This window comes from Paenibacillus sp. FSL H7-0331 (assembly GCF_001956045.1).
On record NZ_MRTH01000023.1, the window covers coordinates 15159 to 36190 of the forward strand.

Sequence of the window (21032 nt, forward strand, 5' to 3'; positions counted from 1 at the left end):
GATCCATAAATCCAGAGCGATCCGCCTGCCGCACAACTGTACTTTACTCCGTTGGATTCATTTCTTTTTTCACAATCGGTATCCATATTTCACTTTTAAAAGTGGGTGAGGTTACATCCTTGTCTGCATTCCACAGCATTTCCGGACCTTCTATTTGTTCATAGCTGGAGGATGGAAACCATTCGGAATAAATACGGCCCCACACATTCTGCAGCGTATCAGGAAAGGGTCCGATGGCTTCAAATACAGCCCATGCTGAGGCAGGGACCTCGAGCTGTGTGAGATTATTCGGACACACCTTGGTTGTTGCTGCACCAATATAGTGATCAAGCTCCCCTTTTTCCTCCATCCGGCCTTCAGAAAAGTTTGTCGATGCACTAAGCAGTCCAATAGGCTCGACATTGGAAAGGCCTTTAAGGTTCTGGATCGTCTCAGCATCTAAGCTTTTCCACATAGAGGCAATCTCCGGATTAACCCCGTGGAAAATAATCGGAACTCTTTTCTTAATACCAACAATGCGAAATGCTTCTTTGTCTTCAATTCGATAGTTCATTTCAATTCCTCCTTTAATGGTTAGCTGGAAGGTCATAGGCGGGTAGGCTTTCAGAGAATGGCCATTATTTCTGGCTTCTGACGGTGTAATACCATGCAAATGGTGAAAAGCTCTTGCAAACGAATCAGGAGAGCTATAACCGTATTTGATCGCGATGTCAATGACCTTTACGCTGCTCTCTTTCAACTCAAATGCTGCCAGAGTAAGGCGTCTGCGTCGGATGTATTCCGATAACGTGATGCCTGAGAGAAAGGAAAACATCCTTTTAAAATGGTATTCGGAGCAGTAAGCCCGTCTTGCTGCTTCTTTTAAATCAATATCACTCGTAAGATTTTCCTCCATGTACGTTATCGCATTATTCATGTTCTTAAGCAAATCCATTTATTTGACCTCCTTGATTCATACAATAACAGGAATTGAAAACCTTCATCCGACATTTCGTGCACGATGATGTTGGGTCTGCGGGCCTGCTTTCAATGATTACGGATAAGGGACGCTAGTGATTATTATCCATGCTAAATCGCTGCTAAACCCTTGATATCACTGGGAAATAGCAATTGGAGCGCTGTTGATTATTGAGCGCAATTCGGAGTCCTTGGTATGCTGACGCTATCAACAGGAATGAAGGAGGACGATGATTGGTGGAACTAACTTCTGTGCCGGCACAAACGGCCAACCGGAGCAAAGCCCGCCGAAGATTACAACGTCTGATGAAAAACAGGTGGCTGTATCTGATGGCACTCCCGGGTATGCTCTTCTTTATTATTTTTCGCTATTTTCCGATGTGGGGGTTGCTTATTGCCTTTCAGGACTATCAACCGGCTCTCGGCATGATGAATAGCAATTGGGTCGGACTGAAGCATTTTGAACGTTTTTTCTTTGATGCATCCTTCGGTATGCTGTTCAAGAACACACTGATATTGGCTATTTACAATTTGGTGTTCTTTTTTCCACTGCCGATTGTACTGGCTTTATTGTTGAATGAAATTCGCAAGGAAGCCTTCAAGCGCACGATTCAAACCATTGTATACATTCCGCATTTTGTATCGTGGGTCGTGGTTGTCGGGATCTCTTATATCTTCTTCACAACGGAAGGTGGAATTGTCAATGATATGCTGGCAGCTCTGGGATTTCCCAAAATCGATTTTCTAATTTCCAGTGACTGGTTCCGAACGATGATCGTATCTCAGGTCGTATGGAAGGAAACCGGCTGGGGAACGATTATTTTCCTGGCAGCATTGGCAGGGGTTGATCCTCAACTGTATGAGGCGGCAACGATTGATGGGGCCGGACGATTCAGACGGCTGTGGCATATTACACTTCCAGCAATCCGCGGCGTTATTGTTATTCTGTTCATTCTGAGACTTGGATCTTTCCTGGATACCGGATTTGAACAAATCTTCCTGATGCTCAATTCGATGAACCGCGAGGTAGGCGAAGTATTCGATACGTATGTCTATAATGTCGGGATTCAGCAGGGACAATTCAGCTACAGCACAACAGTCGGTTTGTTTAAATCGCTGATCGGGCTGGTGCTTGTAGTGGGCGCAAATCGAATGGCCAAAAAATTCGGTGAAAGCGGCCTGTATTAAGAAAGGGACGGTGCAGGATGGTTAATAAAGGCTTGGGCAGCCGTATCTTTGACGGCTTTAATTATACCTTTTTATTCGTATTCGCTTTAATCACGATAATCCCGTTTATTTACATCGTGTCGGTTTCCTTTGCAGAGCCGGAAGAGGTGCTTCGTCGTGGCTTTATCCTCTTTCCGACAACCTTTTCACTGGAGGGATATCGTTATATTTTCTCAACAGATACGATTGTTCGCAGTCTGTTCGTGACCATCGGCATTACCGTGGCGGGTACGCTGATCAATCTCATCTTCACCTCGCTGCTGGCTTATCCGTTATCCAGACAAGATTTTGACGGGAGAAAGCTTTGCATGATGCTGATTGTGTTCACCATGCTGTTTAATGGCGGCATTTTGCCGACCTTCATCGTAGTGAAAGCTATGGGTTTATTGAACAGCTATTGGGCTTTGCTGATTCCGAATGCGATCAGTGCCTTCAATCTAATCGTGATCGTCAGTTTTTTTCGGCAGCTGCCGGACGGTCTGGAGGAGGCGGCGAAGATCGACGGCTGCAGCGATCCGGGTATATTGGTGCGTATCGTGCTTCCTTTGTCAGCGCCGGTGCTGGCGACGTTTGCCTTATTTTATGCGGTAGGCCATTGGAATACCTTTTTCAGTGCGATTCTGTACATTAACGATTCGAAAATGTGGCCTATTCAGGTGTGGCTGCGGCAAATCGTGATCTTGTCCCAGGGCGGGATTGGCGACTCGACCCAGTTTGACCAGAACTTTGTGGCGCTGCCGCCGCAAATTATCAAGATGGCCGTTATTGTTATCTCAACCGTACCGATTTTGCTCGTGTATCCTTTTTTACAGAAGCATTTTGCCAAAGGGGTACTGCTTGGTTCCGTAAAAGGTTGAAACGGATTCGGACAATTGATGTTCGGGACACGTTCACATACAATTAGATTAGGGGAGGCACATTCACAATGAAAAGACGTAACGGTATAAACAAAGCAGGCATCGCCACAATGGGTATTATGGTAGGAGCTGCGGCCATGCTTGCAGGCTGCGGCAGTGACAGCGGCAAGGCTCCTGCGGCCAGTCCCGCCAGCAATAATGCGGCCGTAGAAAACAAAGGACCGCTGAAGCTCAGCATCATGACGCTCATGTATTCCGAACCGCCCAAAGCTGACAGCGAGGCGCAAAAGAAAATCGAGGAATATACCAACACCAAGCTGGATATTTCCTGGGTGCCGAATTCCTCTTATAAAGAAAAGGTTAATGTTACGATTGCTTCCGGCGAGCTGCCCAAGGCACTGCTCGTTCAAAATAATAAGGATTCCAACATCCTGGCTGCCGTCCGTTCGGGCGTCTTCTGGGAGGTAGGACCGTACCTGAAGGATTATCCGAACCTGTCCAAAATGAATAAGTCCGTGTTCGATAACATCAGTGTGGACGGCAAGGTTTACGGCGTATTCCGGGCTCGTGACCTGGCGCCCAGCGGGATTATTTTCCGTAGTGACTGGTTGAAAAACGTCGGACTGAGTGAGCCCAAAACGATTGACGATTTGTACAATGTGCTGAAAGCCTTTACACTTAACGATCCGGACAAAAATGGGAAAGCAGATACCGTGGGACTGACCGATGAGAAAACGATGGATGGCTTCGCGGTAGTCGCATCGTATATGGGCGCGCCAAACGGATGGGAAGCAAAAGACGGCAAGATGAGCCCGGATTTCATGTCACCTGCTTATTTTGAAGCGATGAAATTTTACAAAAAGCTGTATGACGAGAAGCTGATCAAGCAGGATTTCCCTGTGCTGAACAATCAGCAGAAGAAAGATGATATCAACCAAGGCAAAGCAGGGGTAGTTATCTCGAGCATGCTCGATGCGCCGAACTACCAGGCATCCTTGACCAAATCATTCCCTGGGGCCGATGTAGATGTGGTTAGCCGCATTAAAGGATCTGCAGGAGATAGATCACCAGGCGGACAGGGCTATAATAGCGTGTTTATGTTCCCTAAATCCAGTGTGAAAACGGAAGCCGAGCTGAAGCAGATTTTGGGATTCTTTGATAAGCTGTCTGATCAGAAGATGCTGGATTTACTCGGATGGGGTATCGAAGGAAGACATTATAAAATGGAGGACAATAAGCCAACCTTCATCGATCAGAAGCTGTTTGACACGGAGGTCGGCTCCAGCTTGCTTCAATTGCAGGTAGCCAAATATTCGGCGAAAACAACGGGTAAAGAAACACCTCTAATGGAGAAATATGGTAAAATGATTATAGACAATGAATCGATTGCCGTTAATAATCCGACCAATCCGCTTGTATCGGATACACAGACGACCAAAGGCAATGAATTAAAGCCGATCATTGATGACGCTCGCACTAAATTTGTATTGGGCAAGCTGGATGAAGCTGGCTGGAAGCAAGCGATTGAGCAGTGGAAAAAAGCAGGCGGTGACAAGGTCATCGAGGAATACAGTGCACAATACGCAAAAATCAAAAAATAACCGGATTGAAACAGAGAGGGGCAGCGATGCCCCTCTTGTATGCTGCAATCAGTTCTATCATATCTGGGTGTGAGGAGAGAGAACAATGACAAGTAAACACATTAACGTACTGCTGATTTCCGGAAATGACCAGCATAAATGGCATAATTGGGAGGAAACAACGCCACTTATCAAGGAAGCGCTGGAGGAAAATGGAACGATTAATGTAACGGTGTCTTATGATATCGAAAGTCTGGCCGAGGAAAGTTTGCTTACTTTTGACGTCATTGCTTTCAATTACTGCAATTGGCAGGACCCGACCGAGCTGAGCGAGCAGGCCAAGGCTAATGTCATTGAATTTGGCGAACGAGGCGGCGGGATTGTGATTCTGCATTTTGCCAACGGTGCGTTTCATTTTTCCCTGCCGGAGGCGGGTCCGTCCGATTGGCCGGAATATCACCGAATCGTACCTCGGGCATGGAACCATCATGGCAAGAGCAGGCATGACAAATATGGCGAGTTTGAAGTGTATGTAACGGACAATACCCATCCGATTACAGAGGGGATTGCGTCTTTTACCATTACGGATGAATTATATTTTGATCAAGAGGGCGACGTGGATATCCATCCGTTGTATGCTGCACATTCGAAGATTACGGGTAAGGAAGAACCCCTTGCCTGGGTAAGTGAATATCGCAATTCAAGAGTATATCAAACGTTGCTGGGACATGATCGTAATGCTTACCTTGTGCCTGAGGTAAGGGAAATGCTGAGGCGGTCCGTAGTCTGGGTAACCGAAAAGGAGCAGCAATCATGACGAGCACAAAGACGGTTTGTATATCGGGTACCGATAGAGGGATTGGACTGGCATTAACCCATCAATTGCTGATCGCCGGCTATATAGTATTCGCTGGGGGCATCGTGCCTGACAATGAATGGTTGAAGCAGCTTCAGGTACAGTTTCCCGAGCAGCTGCACGTCATTACGTTGGATGTGGGCAGTGACCAGAGCGTAAGGGAAGCCGCTGCATTCATTGAGAGTAAGGCCGACAAGCTCGATCTGCTGATCAATAATGCGGCGATACTCGGTGATACGCAGGCTACGGTGGAGGACACTATTGACTTCGATGAAGTCCAAAGAGTGTACAATATTACGGCAGTTGGCGCGATTCGCTTGTCGAACGCCTTGATTGGCCCGATTATGAAGGGCGGCAAGCTGATCGTCAATATTTCCTCGGAGGCAGGCAGCATCGGGAACAATCAACGCGAAGCCTGGTTCGGATACTGCATGGCCAAAACGGCATTGAATATGGGCTCATCCCTAATTCATAACACCATTCGCAAGCAAGGCGGGCGTGTTCTATTGCTGCATCCAGGCTGGGTGAAAACCTTCATGCATGGTGCCTGGAGCGACAAAGGGACGCATACGCCAGAAGAAGCAGCCGTACATATCTGGAACCGGATCGAAGCGCTGAAGGATCTGCAGCGTGAGCAGCCGATTTATGTAGAAGCCGATACCGGTGAAGAATTACCTTGGTAGACGGCATTCCGCCAACGTCAATATCCTGATGGGTCAGGTTCTTTTGTGAATATGCAGCCGGTATTGGTGCGGTGTGCTGCCCATCGTATGGCGAAATACACGGCAAAAGTAAGACGGATTGGGTATTCCGACTCGGACCCCGATTTCCGGAATGGATAATGATGTTGTAATCAGATACACGCAGGCGTGCCGGATTCTCGTTGCCTGCGTGTAAGCGACAATGGTCGTTCCTGTGGCCTGCTTGAATAAATGGGCGATATGGTAATGGGAGAGATGAAGCTCCTCAGCCAACTGCTCCAACCGAAAAGGCTCATGATAATGCTCCTCGATCCACTGCATAACCTCTTCAGCCCGATGATGATGCCTTCTCGCAGGTAAGGAGGAATTGTCCTCGGGCTTATACCCTAATGACTTTAATTGACGAAGAAAGCCAAGCAGGAAAAAATGGAATTCCTCCTTGATTTCATGGGTGTTCATTTTGGATCGTGCCTCGTTAAATGTCCCCATAAGCGTAATAATCGGCTCGGATTCCCGAATGCTGTGTACCGGTATAACGTTGGTTTGCTGCTGCAAATCAAGAAAAAACCGTTCAATGACAGGAAAGCTGGCCCAATAGGGCTTCAGCAATGCAGGGTCGAACTGGATGACGGTTCTGATGAATGGTGAATCGGAAGTGACATGTATTTGCACGCGATGCAGCTGAAACGGCTGGAAAATCATTAAGGTGTTGGGCTCGATGGAATAGGTTCTGCCCTCAATAATTAAATTACCTCTTCCTGTATGCACATAGGTGAACTCCATCTCGGGGTGGGCATGGAAGACTTCTTTAAAATTTAGCGTTGACGTTCGCCGATAGTCAAATTGGAACGGATCGGAGACGATGCTCATCCTCTGGGTTCACCACGCTTCGTATTAATAATAGCAAGATATGAACATTTTATCACAACATCGCTGCATAAAATAAGCCCGGATTCGATTATGATGAAGATATGAAAAAGCATGAAGTATCTTAATCTGGAGGGATTCAGTGATGTTGAAGGTAGCGATTATCGGAGCGGGGGCGATAAGCCCGTCTCATATCCAAGCTTATTTGAAATTTTCGGAGCGCTGTGAAATTGTGGCGATTTGCGATATTTATGTGGACAAGGCGCAGTCGCGTATCGATCAATTCCAATTGACCGCGGCCAAGGCCATTTCGGATTATAAAGAGCTGCTGGGGCTGGACATTGATCTCATATCCGTGTGTACACCTCCCTACACGCATGCGCCGATTACTGTGGATTTTTTGCAGGCAGGCAAGCATGTACTGGTAGAGAAGCCGATGGCGTCCTCGCTGCAGGAATGCGATGAAATGAATGAAGCCGCCCGCAAGAGCGGCAAGATCCTGTCGGTCGTCGCTCAAAACCGTTTTAAAACACCAATGATGAAGCTGAAATCGGTTCTGGAAAGCGGACTGATGGGCCCGATCGTTCATGCACAGGTTGATTCCTTCTGGTGGCGTGGACATTGTTATTATGATTTGTGGTGGCGTGGTACCTGGGAGAAGGAAGGCGGGGGCTGCACGCTTAATCATGCCGTGCATCATATCGATGCGTTCCTGTGGATGATGGGACGTCCGAGCGAGCTTCAGGCATTCATGAGCAATACGTCGCATGACAATGCCGAGGTTGAGGATCTGTCTATCGCCATGCTGCGTTTCCCGTCCGGTGCATTGGCGCAAATCACAAGCTCCGTTGTCCACCACGGCGAGGAGCAGCAGCTTATTTTCCAAGGCAAGCAGGCGCGCGTCTCAGCGCCATGGAAGCTGAAGGCATCGAGCTCGAAAGCCAATGGGTTTCCTGAACCGAATGTTGAATTGGAGCAGGAAATCGTCAAGCTGTATGAGGAGCTGCCGGAGGTAGCGTATGAAGGCCATCAGGGGCAAATTGATAATGTGCTGCAAGCCATCGAAACCGGTGCTCCCTTGCTTATCGATGGGATTAGCGGCCGCAGTACGCTGGAGCTGATTCTGGGGATTTACAAATCTTCAAGCACAGGTGAAAAAGTTACCTTCCCTATTAGCGCGGACGATCCTTTCTATACCCGTGAAGGGATTCAGGCGAATGCCACTCACTTCTATGAGAAGAAGGCATCGGTTGAGAATTTTCAGGATCAGGCGATTACAACAGGCAGCAGCTTGAAGACAGACAGCTGATTCGGTTAAGGATTGAGCATACAAAAGCAGCAGGTCTCAGGATTTTCCTAGACCTGCTGCTTTTGTATGTCCGGTAAGGACAGAATGTCTTTTATTCCGCCATTAAATTGACGGAGTCCTGAGGAGAAAATACGGATATATGGTCCACTTTTCCGGTCGATTTAGGGATGATGAATTTGAGCTGAAATTGATCATTTGCTTTGAAGATGTAGATCGTATCGTCTCCGTTCAACTTGATGTCGGCGGGTTTGCCCAATGTTTGCTCAATCTGCTGAAGCGTAAGCTTGTGCAGAGCAGGATCATTGGAACGAACATCGAATATAAGCATGCCTTTGTTAAAGCCGAGCACGGCGTTCTTTTTACTATAGGTGGCGTACACAAAGCCTTTGCCCGCTGAATCCTGTTTATCGGCTTTACCCCAATCCTTTTCTACCTCATCTATCAATGCGGTATGTGCCGCATACTTAATGCCAGGAATCTTGCCTTGTTTGGCTTGCTCAAGGAGCTCTTTAAGCTGCTTACTGGTGTCTTCAGATCCTGCCGCCGCTGTCGGTGCCGAAGAGGGTGCAGGTGCAGTTGTTGGGGAGGCTGCTGTCGGTGCAGGGCTTGGAGTCGTGTTATTCGTCGGTGCAGCAGGTGTAGCTGCTGCAGGATCAGGCGTAGCAGGTGTCGCCGTCTTGCTATCTGAATTACAGGCCGCGAGTGTGAGCACACCTGCGAGCATCATGGAATAAGCCAAAGCTTTAATCTGTGGTTTCATGGTGTTATCTCCTTCATAGATATCATCCTGTTAATTGTTGCAGTTGTTGTTTAGGCTGCTTTCAATTAGACGGACGATATCCACTGAAGGTTGCATCTACCTGTTTACTGCAAACGGTAATCGTCGGTTTTTTCCCCATCCTCCCAAATTTCCACGAAAAGCGCATCGCAGTCTTCGAAGTCCTCTGGCTTGAAAGCCAGTGCTTTTTCCTCGTCTGTTCCTACATACACATTGTCCATAGATTCTCCATTAAAGGAGAGAATTACGTATATTTTCATGCTATGAATCCTCCAAAGTTTGATATTCGACATTATAACACAAAAGCTTGCCAACACCGATCACTTAAAACATTTTAAATAAAATTGCATATAAATACATAAAAATGTATAATTATTTATATTAATTTGGAAAATTGAGGTGTACAGGTATGAGCAATACTGTGTTTGTTGATGGTCAAGAGGGAACTACAGGTTTAAAAATATTCGAGTATTTATCCAAAATAACAGGAATCCAAGTGTTAGCCATTGATCCTCTGAAAAGAAAAGATCCGCAAGCGCGCAGTGAGCTGCTGAATGCTGCTGATATTGTTTTTCTATGCCTTCCTGACGCTGCAGCCAAGGAGTCGGTTTCACTTGTTACCAACAGCAAGACCAAAATCATCAATACGAGCACTACCTTCAGGACTGACCCCGATTGGGTGTATGGATTACCTGAATTAACAAGCAGCCAAAGAGAAGCGATTCGCAGTGCAACGCGAGTGTCGGTGCCCGGCTGCCATGCTACAGGTTTTATCCTTAGTCTGAGACCGCTTATTGACGCTGGTGTAGTACCCAGAGATTACCCTGTTAGCTGCTACTCGGTAACAGGCTATAGCGGTGGAGGAAAAAGCAAGATCGAGATGTACGAGGATGCTTCCATCGTGAATGAGAGAAAGCTGGGCGTACCCAGACATTATGCTCTGCAGCAAACACATAAGCATATCCCTGAAATGCAAAAGTACACCAACCTCCAGTACGAGCCGCTCTTTACACCTATTATTGCCAATTACTATCAAGGTCTGGCTATGTCTGTTCCCTTAATCAAACGGAATCTGACTAAACCAATGTCTGCCAAGAACGTGCATGAGCTATTGTCAGCCTATTATGAATCCGAACCGTTTGTGCGTGTGATGCCATACGAATCCGATGCTTATCTGGATGAGGGTTACTTTAAGCTGGCAGAGTGCAGCAATACGAATAGGATTGAAATCTTTGTATTTGGCGAAGGGGATCATATTCACCTGTTATCGAGATATGACAATTTAGGCAAAGGGGCGTCAGGAGCAGCTATCCAAAATATGAACCTGATGCTGGGTTATGACGAAGGGTATTGTTTAATCTAATAGGAATCAGAAGCAGAGGAGCCGAATCTGAAATGTATAAGCTGCTTGATTATTTTCTATAAATATACAATAGTATAAGTAGGCTAGCAGAACAGTAGGATGAGGAGAATATGGATGAGTATCTGGGAAAAGTTTGCGATGAAGGATTATTGTTCAATCGTTACTGGAGGGGCAACAGGACTTGGAAAAGCGATGGCCGAGGCACTTGCAGATATGGGATCCCATATCGTCATAGCTGATTTGGATCAGCAGCGGGCCGAGCAAACGGCTGAGGCACTGCGCACGGCAAAAGGGGTCCGGGTACTGGCGATCCAGGCGGATGTCACCAAGAGTGAGGATGTTGAGCGTATTGTTGAAGAGACGCTCGCTTCCTTCGGTAAAATTGATGTGCTGGTGAATAATGCGGGTATCGTGCGTAACGCCAAAGCGGAGGAAATGTCCTTTAAGGATTGGTCCGATGTGATTAATGTGAATCTCCATGGTGTTTTTCTGATGGCACAAGCAGTAGGGAAAGTGATGATTCAGCAGCGAAAAGGTTCTATCGTGAACATTTCATCGATGTCCGGAATTATTGTAAATACGCCTCAATGCCAAAGCTCTTATAATGCTTCCAAGGCCGCTGTTATTTCATTAACGAAAAGCTTGGCTGCCGAGTGGGCAGTCCATTCAGTCCGGGTGAACACGATTGCTCCCGGGTATATGAAAACAGAGCTGACACAGCCTTTCTTTGATAACGGTGGGGATATGACGAAGCTGTGGATGGAACGGACTCCGCTTGGCAGACCGGGAATTCCTGAGGACTTGGGCGGAATTGTCGTATATCTGGCTTCCGAGGCTTCCGCTTATGCAACCGGTGGGGTATTCGTGGTGGACGGCGGGTATACGGTACTGTAGTTGGAACGGGTAAGCTTGGGTTAGAGGATGGTTTGAGATTACAAAAGAAACGGCGCCGCGACTTACAGGTGACCGTTTTTTGTTGTTTGTCGTTATAAGTATATAATAATGGTAACGATGATTTGAGACGCTTGATACAATTAATCCGATCCATATAAGGGGGATTCTATATAGATGGAAACAGATCCTTATTTGCAGCGAGTACATCCGGTTCTGGCTGCGTGGTTCAAGGAAAGCTTCAATGAGCCTACGGATGTGCAAGTGCAGGCATGGGCATCGATTGAAGCCAATCGCCATACGCTGATTGCTGCTCCGACAGGTTCAGGTAAAACATTGGCCGCCATGCTGCCGGGATTAAACCGGATTATTCAGTCCAAGCTGAATCCTGAAGGTGAGGAGCGGCCGGGGGTCAAGCTGCTCTATATTACACCACTCAAAGCACTGAATAATGATATCCACCATCACGTGGTTTCTTTTGCGGCGGAATTGGATAAGCTGGCCGAACGTACGGAGCTCAGCTGGCTTGGACTTAAAGCTGCCGTTCGTACAGGAGATACGCCGCAAAAGGTACGTGCCTCCATACTGCGGAAGCCGCCGGATATACTTGTGACGACCCCGGAAACTTTGTATTTGATGCTGACCTCGCTCAAGGCCCGGGAAATTCTGCGCTCGGTAGAGCAGGTTATTGTCGATGAAATTCACTATATCGCAGGGGATAAACGGGGGGCTCACTTATCGCTTTCGCTGGAACGGCTGGAGGCGCTGTGCGGGAAGTCGTTTCTTCGTATTGGTGTGTCCGCTACGCAAAAGCCATTGGAACGGGTGGCTGCTTTCCTTGGCGGTTGGTCAGAAGATTCGCTCCGACCTGTCAGTATTGTTGAAAGCAGCATCGATAAAAAATTTGAGCTTCGTGTGGCGGTACTTGATCATGACTCTGCTCAAAATAAAGAGGTAGTCTGGTTTGCGATTATGGACCGTATCCTCAAGGAAATGGAAGGCTGCCGCTCGACATTGATCTTTGTCAACAACCGTAGGCTATGTGAGCGGCTGGCCCAGCAATTGAACGATTATTGCGGCGGCGATTTCGCCAGCTCGCACCATGGAAGCATCTCGCGTGAGCAGAGGCTGGAGGTCGAACGACGCCTGAAAGCGGGCGAGCTTAAATGTCTGATCGCCACCTCTTCGCTGGAGCTTGGAATCGACGTGGGTCAGATCGATGTGGTCATCCAGATCGATTCTCCACTTGCAGCCGCGACGGGTATACAACGAATCGGCCGAGCTGGACACGGTGTCGGAGAGGTCAGCCGCGGTGTCATTATCGTCCGTCAACGCAGTACACTTCCCGAGGTGGCTGTGCTCAGCAGGATGATTCGGGAAAGGGAAATTGAGCCCATCGTTATTCGGCGCAATCCAATCGATGTTCTGAATCAGCAGATTGTTGCAATGATCGCAGCGGATGACTGGACAGTTGATCAACTGTTCCAGCTCGTGCGCGGCAGCGATTGCTACCACACGCTGACACGCGACAGACTGGCAGCGCTGCTGCGTGTACTATCCGGTTATTATCCATTTGTCCGACCTCTGATCGATTGGGATTTGGACACGGACAGGCTGAGCAGCAGAAGCAGCAGCCGGATGGCAGCCATTATGGGAACCGGCACGATTCCGGGGAGCGCCAATTATCCGGTTTACCATATGGATAGCCAGATCCAGCTGGGTGAGCTGGATGAGGAATATGTGCATGAGAGCAAGGTTGGCGAGCTGTTCCAGCTGGGTGCTCAGTCGTGGACGATCCGGGAAATCCGCAATGATCGTATATTGGTAAGTGAAACAGCTAACCGGATTAGCGAAATCCCTTTTTGGCGCAGCGAGGGGCTCGGAAGAACGTTTGGGCTCGGAGAGCGGGTAGGTGTTTTTTTGGCTGAAATATGTGCTCGATTGGAAGATCGTCATGCGGATGTGGATACTGTCGATTGGCTGGAGCAGATGTATGGCTTTGATGCGCTTGCATCGGATAGTCTGATTCAGCTGATCAGAAAGCAGCAGGCGGCAAGTGCAGTTCCGACGCACTGCTCTATTGTGATCGAGCACTATCAGGATGCGATGAACCAAACCCATGTCATTCTTCATAATGTGTGGGGACGCAGGCTGAACCGTACGTGGCAGATCGTACTGGAGCATGAGATTGAGCGTAAGCTGCAGCAATCCCCTTATATGGGGGCTAAGGATAATGGGATCGAGATGATTTTCAAGGAATGGGACCCGGAGTGGCTGTCATCGATTTGGCGGGCTGCGGTGTCAGCGGTCGACCCGATTCTGATGGAGGCAATGGGGCGTTCACCGATGTTCGCAATTACCTTTCGCCGGATGGCTGAGGTAGGCCTGCTGCTGTCACGGCAGTTTACACGGACACCGATGTGGCAAAAGCGCCTGCGCAGCGAGGAGCTGCTGAAGGAAGTGCTGCCTTATGCCGAGCAGTTTCCTTTCTTCGAGGCGGCTATCACGGAATGCTTCGAGGAGCATCTGGATGCAGACGGTCTCAAATATGTACTGGGTGGCTTAGAGTCAGGAGCGATAGAGGTCAAGATCACGGCAAGTCGTTTCCCCTCTCCTTGGGCTAATCAATTTATGTGGGACTATGTGAACACTCAAATTTATGAGTCGGATGCGCTCAGCAGCGAGCTGCAAATGCAGGTAATGAACATTAACCGTGAGATGGCAGGTGCGGTATTCGGAACGGCTGCGGTAGGTGTTGTTTATGAACCGGAGGTAGTGGCTGCGGAACGGCAGCGTCTGCTGGGCGAGCCGCAAAGCCCAGATGAATTGGCTGCACTGCTGAAAAAACGAGGCGATTTAAGTAATGCCGAGCTGGAAGAAGCTTACGGAGAGCAAGCCGAGACGTGGACCCGACAGCTTGAGGCGCAGGGTGTCGTTATCCGCTTGCAGGTAGGCGGTGAAACAAGATGGATCTGCCGTGATGAAAAGGACACCTACGAGCTGTTTCCACATGATCCATCTTCTGTTACATTCGTGCTGGGTCGCTATATCGATGGTCGTCTGTCGTTCTCGGAAGCAGAGCTGGGACGAAGATATTTGCTGAGCGAGGTGCAGACTGCGCAGCTCATGAGGAAATGGGAGCAGGAGCGGCGTATCGAGCGTACTCCTTTTAGCAAAGCTGATCTGGCTTACGAAGCTGATGAAATCCAGTGGTCGGGCAGCAAGGTTTGCGACCGTATCACACGCCTGTCCTTGCAGCACTTCCGTAATGCGGGTGAGCCTGTGGCACCAGCTCGACTCGGACTTATGCTGCTGCAGCGGCATCACCTGCTCCCGGGTCAGCAAATGAAAGGTATCGATAGCTTGCGTCATGCAGTGACCTTGCTGCAAGGGATTTTTCTACCTTATTCCCAATGGGAGCAGCTGATATTTCCGTCCAGGGTAGCTGGGTACCAGAAGGCGGATCTGGATCTGTTGTGCGCTTCGGGCGAGGTGATATGGATGGGCCGTAAGGAGGCTAACGAAAAGGAAGGCAAGATCGCCTTTTTTCTGGCAGATTCTGCTTCGCTCTATAGTCCGTTTATGCCAACAACAACGGAAACCGCACATCCCGAGCTGCTGGCTCTGCTTCGTACCCGAGGAGCAAGCTTTTTAACCCGGCTATCCACCGAATCCGGTCTGGTTCCTTCCGTGCTTCTAGCCCAGCTGTTCGATCTTGTCTGGGAAGGTCATATCTCAAACGATCAATGGTCTCCACTGCGTAATTATAGCGCGGCCAAAGGCAAGCTGAATCCCAAGATGGGCTCGGGCCTTGGACGCTGGTATCCCGTTGAATCGCTGGGTAGTGCTGCTATTCCCCTTGAGGAATCCGCGCTTGCCTGGGTTCGGCACCTGCTTCAGAATCACGGGATCATCACCAAGGAGGTCGTCTCCCAGTACGCACCCTTTTTATGGGACAACATGCTGAAGGTGCTCAAGCGCCTGGAGGAGCTCGGGACGCTCACGCGTGGGCTGTTTGTTCAGGGCGTGCAGTCGATGCAATTTATGGAGCGTGATGTCATTGGTATGCTCCGCCAGCAAGACGAGGCCCAATCAACAGTGGAGGATACGGATCGTGCTGTAGCGATCCATGCGGCTGACCCTGCCGATGTGTTCGGAACCGTTGTACCTTGGCCAGAGGTAGATGGGATTCATTTTACTCGCAAGCAAGGTAATTTCCTTGTATATCATCGGGGCATGTGGGTATGCTGGCTGGAAAATTACGGACGCAAGATCGTATTTCTGAGGGACGATTACAATCAGAATCCGGAGCTGCTGCTGCCGATATTTCGCCAGATGTTGGATTACGGCAAATCCCGCAAAATCGTTATTGATTCATGGAACGGCCGACAGGCGGTCGATTCCCCCGAAGGGCAATTGCTGCTGAAACGCGGTGCAGAGCGAGATCGCAATTCGATTGTATTTTGGCCGAGCACCTTGGGTTAAGCACAGAGATGATACCTCCTGATTAGTAAACAGTGGAGATGGGTAAAATACCATATCAAAGCTACAGGTGAGGCGGGCTGAATATGGATGAAATTATGAAACAAACCAGAATTAACTGGCATCATTTCCTGTCCAACTTTTACTTGATCCTTCATGAACATAGTATGGACAGGGAACTAAAAGCGACCTTTATGAAAAAAGCTTATACGCATACGCTTAAAATAAGAGACTTGTAAAGGTAAAGCATATAGACATATATGCTTGGATATACGTAATAAATAAAGCTTAACGGGAGTGTGTTCATTCGCTTTCGTTAAGCTTTTTTTGCGTCCTTATCGGATACCGATTGATGATTGTTCATTAGTAGCTAAGCGTGAAGCCTCTCATTATGGTGTTCCAAGCCTGATCGGAGCCTTTCCAATCGCGTCCGCTGGGTATATTAACCGAGCTCACTCCATCGATACCCCAATCTTCGTGCATCACTGTGTGTAAGCCGCTGGCATGATTATTAACAATAAGTAATCGAAATTTGCCGTACATCAGCGTGTTTAGGGCAGCTTTAAGTTGGATCGCTTCTCTCTTGGACGTTTGTGTTCTAATAAATAAAACCGGACTGCTGTACCTTGCTGTTCTCAAAAAACGCTGAACTCGCCGATCGATCTTTCCTTTGAAAGGAGGATAGGCATCCCATATTCGCTCGGTCGTAAGGTACCGGGGGAAATCGTGAAATGAGACAACCTCATAAGCATTATCTCTGACAACGAAATGATCATAGGTTCTGTCAATGAGCTGGAGATGATCGAACTCCATAAAACCATAAAATCGTTTGCGAATCAGTTGGACCAGATCAGGTACGGAATCAGAAATAAACCAATCCAAGGGACCGGCAAATTGACGCAATCCCAGTCTTTGTAACTGATGAGCCGTTTGACAGGTCGTACCTAAGCTAAGATAGGCTTTATAACTGCCCGTACAGTCATTCCATTTCATAGCGCTCACTCCTGGCCAAATAAATAAAAACGGATTTTTTGGGAAAACAGGCATACACACAAGATCTAAACCTTAAACTAGTATATAAAGGCCCAGCGGCATGTGTAACGGCTAATGACATATGACTATCAGATTTGGAAGCGTTAACAAGAATGATGCGAAGGAATGAGTCTGCTTGGAGATCAACGGCTATTGTGGAGGCGCTTGGGAAAAATATATTTGGCATTTATCTTGTTCTAATCAAACATTAATGTTGCATTGCTAATCTTGAATCTAAAGGAGTGATTCATATGACATCTTCTTATTTCAACGAATGGCTGGATGAATATAATGATTACTTGAGACTATATGAAATTTTTGGAGATAAGGAGTATTTGGAGGAAGCGAGGGAAGTACTCGTCAGTTTGAAAGCGATGGTTGTTCGCGCTGAATACCATCAAAGGTTCCTACACCAAATCATGAACGGAGGTGTTAATGCTTCCTAATATATGGTAATAAATGTTAAACTTGGCATCCTACATAGACATATTCCAATTATTCAGATCTGAACACGGAAAAGCAGCTCCGGGTTCTTTTTTTTACAATTTTCCTACTTTTATTTAATATAGTTAGCTATCTCATCACCTATACTCAATGATATAGGGATTCATACCTATTCTAGTGATCCTAAAGACCAATACGAGTGATATGGACAAGGAGGCCTATGTGTATGGTAAACGAAGCAGCTGTAATCTCGAAGGAAGAAGCGGTGGAGGTACTTACTCATTACATGGTACGTGTAGGGGAATTAAAACAGTCGTTAGAGGTAGTAGAGCTGGGTGGAGATGGCAGCACTCAGGCATGGATCGACCTTACAGAGAAATATGCTTTGATCGAAAATGATATCAGAAAACATCATGAATACATAAGCTCTGGGGGAACCTTTGGCATGAAAGCCGCCTTTTTTGAAGCTGCGATTAAGGATATGTATATAAGCATGACCCATTTGAACATGGATATGAATGCCAAGGATGCTGCGCCTCAGTTGGGTCGTGTACTGGTCGAAATCGACGGTTATTCGAGGTTTTGGATGTCGCACTCCAATAGAATCTAGCTTAAGGTGGGGAATCGGGTGATTAAGCAGAGAGCATTGATGCAATTTACAAGGATTCAAACCAAATTCCTGGTATTTATGCTTCCCATCCTTATATGTTTGACCTTATCTTTGTCGTGGATCAGCTATACGTTCTCGCAAAATATGATTACCCACGAGATCGAAGGCAAGATGAACAATCAATTGCAGCAAACCATTCACGATATTCAAAACAAGCTCTCTTCGCACACCCGAATCCCGCAAACTGTGGCCAGACTGGTCGAAGCACGGGGAATGGCATTGAATCCACAGGATTATAAGGCCATGCTGCTGAATGTTCCCTCCTTAAATCCCGATACGCTGGGCGTTGGTGTCTGGTTCGAACCCAATCGGTACAAGCCGGAACAGCAGTACTTTGGACCCTATGTGTACAAGGATGGGGACAAGATCACCTATACCGAGCAGTATATGACCGCGGAGTACGATTATCCTAATACAGATTGGTACCGCAATGGTATAAATTCCAGGGAAAGCGCGATTTTTACTGATCCGTATTATGACGAGACGATCAAGACAACGATGATAACGGCAACCGTCCCTTTTTATGATGAGCGCAAGCAGTTTCTGGGCGTGACCACTGGCGATATCAGCTTGAACAGCATGCAGCAAATGATCAAGGAAATTAAGGTCGGTGAAACCGGATGGGCCTTCCTGATGGATAAAACGGGCAAGGTCATCGCCGACTGGGATGCGCAAAAGGTGATGAAGGACGAGTGTATAAGGATGCCAATCCTTCCCTCGCTGCTCTGGGCAAAAAGATTATGGAGGACGTTAAGATCGGCGGCTCCAGCGGATTTCAAGGAGGCTTTGAGCAGTCGGGCAAGCAGGTTCGGGTGTTCTATTCGATCATTCCCGAGACTGGCTGGAGCTTTGCACTGGCGATACCGGAGCAGGAGCTGTATGCTCCATTGAATAGCCTGCTGCAGCGGATGCTGATTGTGATTGTTATTGCGGTATTGGTCATGATCGGAGCCATTATTGCTTTCAGTCGTTATATTACGACCAACATTCACAAGGTGAATGCGTTATCGACCTCGCTTGCGGAAGGAGATTTCAATACTCGGCTTGAGATCCGTACGAAGGATGAATTTGAACAGATGGGACATAACTTCAATCGTACGATCGGAGTTTTGAAAGGAATGATGGGCCAGATTTCGGTCTGCTCGCAAGAAGTGGCTACCCAGGCCGAGCAGCTGAAGCAGGGAGCGATGGAGACGAATAAGGCTACGGAGGAGATTGCTACCTCCATTCAAGGCGTTGCCGAAGGTACGGAGAAGGAAGTCCATATTATCGGCAATTTGAAGCAAATGTCTACCGAGATTTCTCTGGGTATGGAGCAAATTGCAGGTAGTGTTGAGCAGGTCAGTGAATCGTCTTCGACCGCGATGGCAGCTGCTACAGCAGGCAATGAATCGTTATATGAGTTGATCCGGCAGATGAACACGATACACGGCACGGTTCATGAATCGTTTCATAGTGTCAAGCAGCTGCAGGATAAGTCACAGCAGATCGATGGTATTGTGAGCATGATCACGACAATTTCCAGGCAAACGAGCATGCTTTCGCTGAACGCTGCCATAGAAGCGGCCCGTGCAGGTGAGGCGGGAAAAGGCTTTGCTGTAGTAGCGGGAGAGGTGCGCAAGCTGGCTGACCAGGCTGCTGAGGCGGCGAATCAAATCAGAGGCGTATTACAGAAATTCAGGGAACGATACAGCAAACGGCACAGAGCATGGAATCGGGCAGGCAGGCAGTCGCCGCTGGTATGGAGAAGGCCGGACATGCTGGTAATTCGTTCGGGGATATTGTGGACGCGGTGAATAAAGTATCACAGCAAACTGAAGAGGTGTCGGCTGCTGTCGAGGAAATTTTCTCAAGTGCTGAGAATATGGTCCATGAAATGGATGGAATTGTTCATTTGGCTCGTGAAACCGCAGATAATTCGGGTTATGTTGCCGCAGCAGCCCAACAGCAGACTGCTACAATTGAGCAGGTTGCTTCGTCAGCAGGTACTATTTCCAAGCTCGCTTTTGAGCTTAAAGCCTTGATGCTGCATTTTCACTATGAATAGCATTTCCAGCCAGAGTAGAAGGAGCATGCGATTCCTGATGAGCGTTGATCTGGGGATCGATTTGCTCCCTGTATTCGCTTGGCGTGATATCGGTCCATCTTTTAAATTGGCGGCTAAAATGGGGGCTTGTTCGATACCCGAGCATCATCGCAATATGATCCACAGACAGATCGGTTTGTTGCAGCAGACGTTTGGCCTCGTTCAACAAAATTTCAGACAAATATTTACGTGGGGCTTTGCCATACACCTGATGAAAAATACGATTGACCTGGGAGGTACTCATATTAACCGACTTGGCAATATCCTGTACCCAGGTCCGTCCATTTTCGTGAATCTGCCCATGCAGCAATAGAGTTTGTACGGAGTCCTCAATCTGCTCGGCAATTTGACTGGCTATGACTTCTTTTTTGGTCAGCATGACATTATCGGATTGCGACAGCTGGTCAATCAGGCTTCCAAGCAGATCGAATACAGCTGAATGAACCTTCATGCTTTTCGAGGTGGACAAAATGGAACTTTTGATCTCGATCGACAGGTCATAAAGGGTAGATAATGCAGGTTGAATGCCTATCGCCAGCGGTGATGCTGCCGGATAATAGGTCGTTTGGTGATGCTCTAGCTCCTTGGAAAAAATACGGTCAATGACACTGAAGTGCACGCAGAAGTAAGTGAAGCCATGCGGTCCGGACGATTTGCAGGAATGGGTAACCCCTGGCCGAATAAACAGAATGTCCCCTTCGGTTTGTCGATAAATGTGCCCATCTACGACCATCTCCATCTCACCGTCAATGACCCAATGAATTTCGTACATCGGATGCTCATGAGAAGGATAGCTCCAGTGCGAATCGACCTTTCGTCCATGCAGACCCATGAGTTGAACGGTAATTCGCAGATCAGGAAGCCGTCCCAGCTCAAATTCATTAGAATAGCTTTTCATCATTACGCCTCCCGTTAATTCCGGTATTTTCAGT

At 47.8% G+C, this 21032-nt stretch carries 21 protein-coding genes; 15 read left to right on the forward strand and 6 right to left on the reverse strand.

The features are described 5' to 3' along the window. Window positions 1–43: 43 nt before the first annotated feature. Complete coding sequence (locus tag BK127_RS27300) at window positions 44–934, reverse strand: AraC family transcriptional regulator (protein ID WP_076235000.1); 891 nt, start codon at window positions 932–934, stop codon at window positions 44–46. Window positions 935–1263: 329 nt separating this feature from the next. On the opposite strand from BK127_RS27300, the gene BK127_RS27305 reads away from it, so the two are divergent. The 5 genes from BK127_RS27305 (at window position 1264) to BK127_RS27325 (ending at window position 6160) form a co-directional block, all read left to right on the forward strand. Further along, on the forward strand, window positions 1264–2145 hold the full coding sequence (locus tag BK127_RS27305; protein WP_083689640.1) for an ABC transporter permease: 882 nt from the start codon (window positions 1264–1266) through the stop codon (window positions 2143–2145). Window positions 2146–2162: 17 nt separating this feature from the next. Next, a complete protein-coding gene (locus BK127_RS27310; protein WP_076235003.1) occupies window positions 2163–3041 on the forward strand; it encodes a carbohydrate ABC transporter permease in 879 nt (292 codons plus the stop codon). 68 nt (window positions 3042–3109) lie between these two features. Then, window positions 3110–4642, forward strand: coding sequence for an extracellular solute-binding protein (locus BK127_RS27315; RefSeq protein WP_083689629.1), 1533 nt, complete (start codon window positions 3110–3112; stop codon window positions 4640–4642). A gap of 85 nt (window positions 4643–4727) precedes the next feature. After that, window positions 4728–5438: a ThuA domain-containing protein gene (locus tag BK127_RS27320; RefSeq protein ID WP_076235005.1), complete on the forward strand. Its 711-nt coding sequence runs from the start codon at window positions 4728–4730 to the stop codon at window positions 5436–5438. Continuing rightward, window positions 5435–6160 (forward strand): SDR family NAD(P)-dependent oxidoreductase, encoded by a 726-nt coding sequence (locus BK127_RS27325; protein ID WP_076235008.1) that lies wholly within the window; start codon window positions 5435–5437, stop codon window positions 6158–6160. The genes BK127_RS27320 and BK127_RS27325 overlap by 4 nt, the downstream gene beginning before the upstream one ends. A gap of 33 nt (window positions 6161–6193) precedes the next feature. Here the strand turns inward: BK127_RS27325 and BK127_RS27330 are convergent, their stop codons facing one another. After that, on the reverse strand, window positions 6194–7048 hold the full coding sequence (locus tag BK127_RS27330; RefSeq protein ID WP_076235011.1) for an AraC family transcriptional regulator: 855 nt from the start codon (window positions 7046–7048) through the stop codon (window positions 6194–6196). A gap of 142 nt (window positions 7049–7190) precedes the next feature. On the opposite strand from BK127_RS27330, the gene BK127_RS27335 reads away from it, so the two are divergent. Continuing rightward, a complete protein-coding gene (locus tag BK127_RS27335; protein ID WP_076235013.1) occupies window positions 7191–8354 on the forward strand; it encodes a Gfo/Idh/MocA family protein in 1164 nt (387 codons plus the stop codon). A gap of 91 nt (window positions 8355–8445) precedes the next feature. Here BK127_RS27335 and BK127_RS27340 read toward each other — a convergent pair whose 3' ends face one another. Both BK127_RS27340 and BK127_RS43910 read right to left on the reverse strand, forming a co-directional pair. Then, complete coding sequence (locus BK127_RS27340) at window positions 8446–9114, reverse strand: YjgB family protein (RefSeq protein WP_076235015.1); 669 nt, start codon at window positions 9112–9114, stop codon at window positions 8446–8448. A 104-nt stretch (window positions 9115–9218) separates the two neighbouring features. Continuing rightward, window positions 9219–9392, reverse strand: a complete 174-nt coding sequence (locus BK127_RS43910) for a hypothetical protein (RefSeq protein WP_179097622.1) — start codon at window positions 9390–9392, stop codon at window positions 9219–9221. Between the two features lie 149 nt (window positions 9393–9541). Here BK127_RS43910 and argC point away from each other — a divergent pair, with 149 nt between their 5' ends. From argC to BK127_RS43915, 4 genes are all read left to right on the forward strand, one after another. Then, window positions 9542–10495: an N-acetyl-gamma-glutamyl-phosphate reductase gene (argC, locus tag BK127_RS27345; protein WP_076235017.1), complete on the forward strand. Its 954-nt coding sequence runs from the start codon at window positions 9542–9544 to the stop codon at window positions 10493–10495. A 114-nt stretch (window positions 10496–10609) separates the two neighbouring features. Beyond that, window positions 10610–11389, forward strand: a complete 780-nt coding sequence (locus tag BK127_RS27350) for an SDR family NAD(P)-dependent oxidoreductase (RefSeq protein ID WP_076235020.1) — start codon at window positions 10610–10612, stop codon at window positions 11387–11389. Between the two features lie 174 nt (window positions 11390–11563). Beyond that, the gene (locus tag BK127_RS27355) at window positions 11564–15871 is read left to right on the forward strand and encodes a DEAD/DEAH box helicase (protein WP_076235022.1); all 4308 of its coding nucleotides are present in this window, start codon (window positions 11564–11566) and stop codon (window positions 15869–15871) included. Between the two features lie 95 nt (window positions 15872–15966). Next, window positions 15967–16107, forward strand: a complete 141-nt coding sequence (locus BK127_RS43915; protein WP_179097623.1) for a hypothetical protein — start codon at window positions 15967–15969, stop codon at window positions 16105–16107. A gap of 124 nt (window positions 16108–16231) precedes the next feature. Here the strand turns inward: BK127_RS43915 and BK127_RS27360 are convergent, their stop codons facing one another. Next, window positions 16232–16861, reverse strand: coding sequence for a DUF1796 family putative cysteine peptidase (locus BK127_RS27360; protein WP_076235025.1), 630 nt, complete (start codon window positions 16859–16861; stop codon window positions 16232–16234). Between the two features lie 290 nt (window positions 16862–17151). Here BK127_RS27360 and BK127_RS27365 point away from each other — a divergent pair, with 290 nt between their 5' ends. The 5 genes from BK127_RS27365 to BK127_RS42600 all read left to right on the forward strand — a co-directional run bounded on the left by BK127_RS27365 (window position 17152) and on the right by BK127_RS42600 (window position 20061). Continuing rightward, on the forward strand, window positions 17152–17346 hold the full coding sequence (locus BK127_RS27365) for a hypothetical protein (RefSeq protein WP_076235027.1): 195 nt from the start codon (window positions 17152–17154) through the stop codon (window positions 17344–17346). 224 nt (window positions 17347–17570) lie between these two features. After that, a complete protein-coding gene (locus BK127_RS27370) occupies window positions 17571–17954 on the forward strand; it encodes a hypothetical protein (RefSeq protein WP_076235030.1) in 384 nt (127 codons plus the stop codon). Between the two features lie 18 nt (window positions 17955–17972). Further along, a complete protein-coding gene (locus BK127_RS44970) occupies window positions 17973–18905 on the forward strand; it encodes a PDC sensor domain-containing protein (RefSeq protein WP_083689631.1) in 933 nt (310 codons plus the stop codon). A 50-nt stretch (window positions 18906–18955) separates the two neighbouring features. After that, the gene (locus tag BK127_RS42595) at window positions 18956–19810 is read left to right on the forward strand and encodes a methyl-accepting chemotaxis protein (protein ID WP_256711480.1); all 855 of its coding nucleotides are present in this window, start codon (window positions 18956–18958) and stop codon (window positions 19808–19810) included. Further along, a complete protein-coding gene (locus BK127_RS42600; protein WP_179097624.1) occupies window positions 19807–20061 on the forward strand; it encodes a hypothetical protein in 255 nt (84 codons plus the stop codon). Before BK127_RS42595 ends, BK127_RS42600 begins: the two co-directional genes overlap by 4 nt. Here the strand turns inward: BK127_RS42600 and BK127_RS27380 are convergent. Next, window positions 20027–20998 carry a helix-turn-helix domain-containing protein gene (locus BK127_RS27380; RefSeq protein WP_076235032.1) on the reverse strand — a complete coding sequence of 324 codons (972 nt, stop codon included), beginning with the start codon at window positions 20996–20998 and terminating at the stop codon, window positions 20027–20029. The two genes, BK127_RS42600 and BK127_RS27380, sit on opposite strands and share 35 nt — an antisense overlap. Window positions 20999–21032 lie beyond the last annotated feature (34 nt).